This window comes from Micromonospora fulviviridis (genome assembly GCF_014648395.1).
Lineage (GTDB): Bacteria > Actinomycetota > Actinomycetes > Mycobacteriales > Micromonosporaceae > Micromonospora > Micromonospora fulviviridis.
In genome coordinates, this window is sequence record NZ_BMRA01000003.1 from 441,722 (window position 1) to 444,175 (window position 2,454).

3 protein-coding genes and 1 pseudogene are annotated in these 2,454 nt (G+C 76.1%); all 4 read right to left on the minus strand.

Annotation, left to right across the window (positions count from 1 at the left end):
• Positions 1-291, minus strand: a pseudogene (locus tag IEY96_RS32570) (hypothetical protein); the annotation flags it as partial.
• Complete coding sequence (locus IEY96_RS10615; RefSeq protein ID WP_189194629.1) at positions 288-1,001, minus strand: hypothetical protein; 714 nt, start codon at positions 999-1,001, stop codon at positions 288-290. The pseudogene IEY96_RS32570 and the gene IEY96_RS10615, both read right to left, overlap by 4 nt.
• A 5-nt stretch (positions 1,002-1,006) precedes the next feature.
• Positions 1,007-1,528 carry a phage tail protein gene (locus IEY96_RS10620; protein ID WP_091261579.1) on the minus strand — a complete coding sequence of 174 codons (522 nt, stop codon included), beginning with the start codon at positions 1,526-1,528 and terminating at the stop codon, positions 1,007-1,009.
• Between the two features lie 11 nt (positions 1,529-1,539).
• On the minus strand, positions 1,540-2,454 hold a 915-nt coding region (locus IEY96_RS32575), incomplete at its 5' end, for a phage tail sheath family protein (protein WP_229791502.1).

Consider the following 2,454-nt stretch of genomic DNA (forward strand, 5'->3'; position numbering starts at 1 on the left):
CGGCGTCCGGTCCGACCGCGGCCGGTCCGGGGCGAGCGGAGCCGGCACCGGCGCGGTGCGGGCCGGCGCTGCGACGGACCGCGCCGCCGGACGGCCCGGGACGACCGCGCGCGACGGTGCCGGCGCCGGTGCGGCGGACCCGGGCCACGACGCGGGCGCCTCGACCGGCGGATCGGCGGGCCAGGACGGGGGAGCGGCCTCGAACGGCTGCGGGGCGCGGAGCCGGACCAGCGGCTCCCGGCCGGTGGCCTGTCGCGCCAGCCGGGCGAAGAAGCCGCCGTCGCCGCTCACGCCGCCCGCCCCGCGGCGAGGGCCAGGTACGCGCGCCGCCGCCCGGCCGGCAGGGCGAGGATGTCGGCCTCGGCCCAGCCGTACGCGGCGGCCAGGGTGGCCACCTCGGCCAGCACCGCCGGAGCGCGGCCGGCAACCCGCTCCCACAGCAGCTCGGCCACGTCCAGCGCGGCCACCACGGCCTCCCCGCAGCCGGGGCAGCGGGTCCGCAGCACCACGGCCGCCGCGCCGGCCAGTTCCTCGGCGGCGGCGTCGACGGCCCGGCGCTGGTCGGCGGTCAGCTCGCCGGGGGCGACGGGCCGGTCGGCGGCGTCCCGGACGCAGCGGGCGAGCAGCGTGCCGAGCGGGTCGTCGGAGCGGCCGGCGGCCAGCAGGTCCCGGGCGGTGGGGGCGCGGACCCGCAGCGTGCCGTCGGCGACCGTCCCGGTGTCCCCGGCCGGCAGCCCGGCGACGGGGGCCAGGGGCAGCGCCACGTCGAGGACCTCCCCGCAGCTGCAGGTGAGCACGGCGTCGACCGGGTCGCCGAAGGCGTCGGCGTGCAGCCGGGCGGCCAGCGCGGCGGCCGTCCCGACCGGCAGGTCAAGGGCGGCGTCGAGGTCGGGCAGGAGCCCGGCGCCGTGCAGCAGCACCGGGCCGCGGGCGGCCGGCGGTGCGGTCGCGGCGGCCTCCCAGACCGCCAGCAGCCGGCCGGGGTCGTCCAGGGCGGTCATCGCGGTCAGGGTTCGACGAAGGACGGCTCGGCGGGCTCCGCCACCGTGTAGTCGCGTTCCCAGCCCTCGTTCTCCAGCTTGATGCTCTGGATCGCCACCGCGTTGGCGTTGGCGTCCAATTCGGGCAGCGCCACCCACTCCGACACCCAGCACCGGTAGACCTTGTACGCGATGACCAGCTGCCCGGCCTCGTTGTACATCTCGATGATGATGTCCTTGCGGAAGTCCGCCAGGGAGGTCTCCGCGCCCAGCCCGGAGCCGTAGTTCCACACCTTGTTGGCCCACTGCTCGAAGTCCGGGTCGTGGGTGACGCCGCGCTCCAGCACGATCGCGTCGTACTCGGTGCGCCCCGGCGACTTGCGGCTGCTGCTCGGGTCGCCGCCGTGCCGGTGGGTGACCACCTCGGTGCTCCGCTTCAGCGTGCCGATCTTGCTGATTCCGGCGACGTATCGCCCGTCCCACTTCGCCCGGAACTTGAAGTTCTTGTACGGGTCGAAGCGCTGCGCGTTGACCGTGAACTCGGCCATGCCCGCCCCTCCTAGGTCGCCGCGGCCGCGGTCCGCTGCTGGATGCCGATCACCACGAACTCGGCCGGTTTGACGGCCGCGAAGCCGACCAGGATGTTCAACACCCCCCGGTCGATGTCGTACTGCGTGGTGGTCTCGCTGTCGCACTTGACGAAGTACGCCTCCCGCGGGGTGCGGCCCTGGAAGGCGCCCTGCCGAAACAGGTCCTGGAGGAACCCGCCGATGGAGGCGCGGACCTGCGCCCACAGCGGTTCGTCGTTGGGCTCGAACACCACCCACTGGGTGGCCCGCACCAGCGTCTCCTCCAGGAAGAGCGCCAGCCGCCGCACCGGCACGTACCGGTACTCGTCGGCGAGCAGGTCCGCGCCGCGCAGCGTCCGCGCGCCCCAGACCAGCGTGCCGGTGGCCCGGAAGGTGCGCAGGCAGTTCACCGCGTACGGGTTGAGGGCGCCGTTCTCGCCGTCGGTCAGCGCGAGCGCCGGTCCGGTCACCCCCGCGAGGGCCGCCTCCACCCCGGCGGGCGCCTTCCACACCCCGCGCGCCGCGTCGGTGCGGGCCATCACCCCCGCGACCGCCCCGCAGGGCGCGAACTCCCGGACCGCGCCGTCGCGCAGCGGGTCGGGCCGGCGCACCCGGGGGAAGTAGAGCGCGCCGTTGCGGCCGTTGGCGGTCAGCCCACGCGCGCCGACCCAGGCCCGCACGGTGTCGGCGGTCTCGGTGGGCGGCGGATCGACCAGCAGGAAGGCCCGCTGGCGTACGCAGAAGTCCAGCGCGTCGGCCCACACGCTGTCGTCGAGGGCCTGGTCCGGCACCGACGGCGGCAGGCAGAGCAGGGTGAACAGTTCGGCGTCGCGCAGCGCGTAGATGCCCTGCTTGGTGCCCTCCAGGGCGCCGCCGTCGGTGTACTCGGCGGCGGTCAGGTGGGT

Coding starts and splice junctions, on each gene's coding strand:
- IEY96_RS10620 (WP_091261579.1), bottom strand. CDS start 1,528: ATGGCCGAGTTCACGGTCAACGCGCAGCGCTTCGACCCGTACAAGAAC.
- IEY96_RS10615 (WP_189194629.1), bottom strand. CDS start 1,001: ATGACCGCCCTGGACGACCCCGGCCGGCTGCTGGCGGTCTGGGAGGCC.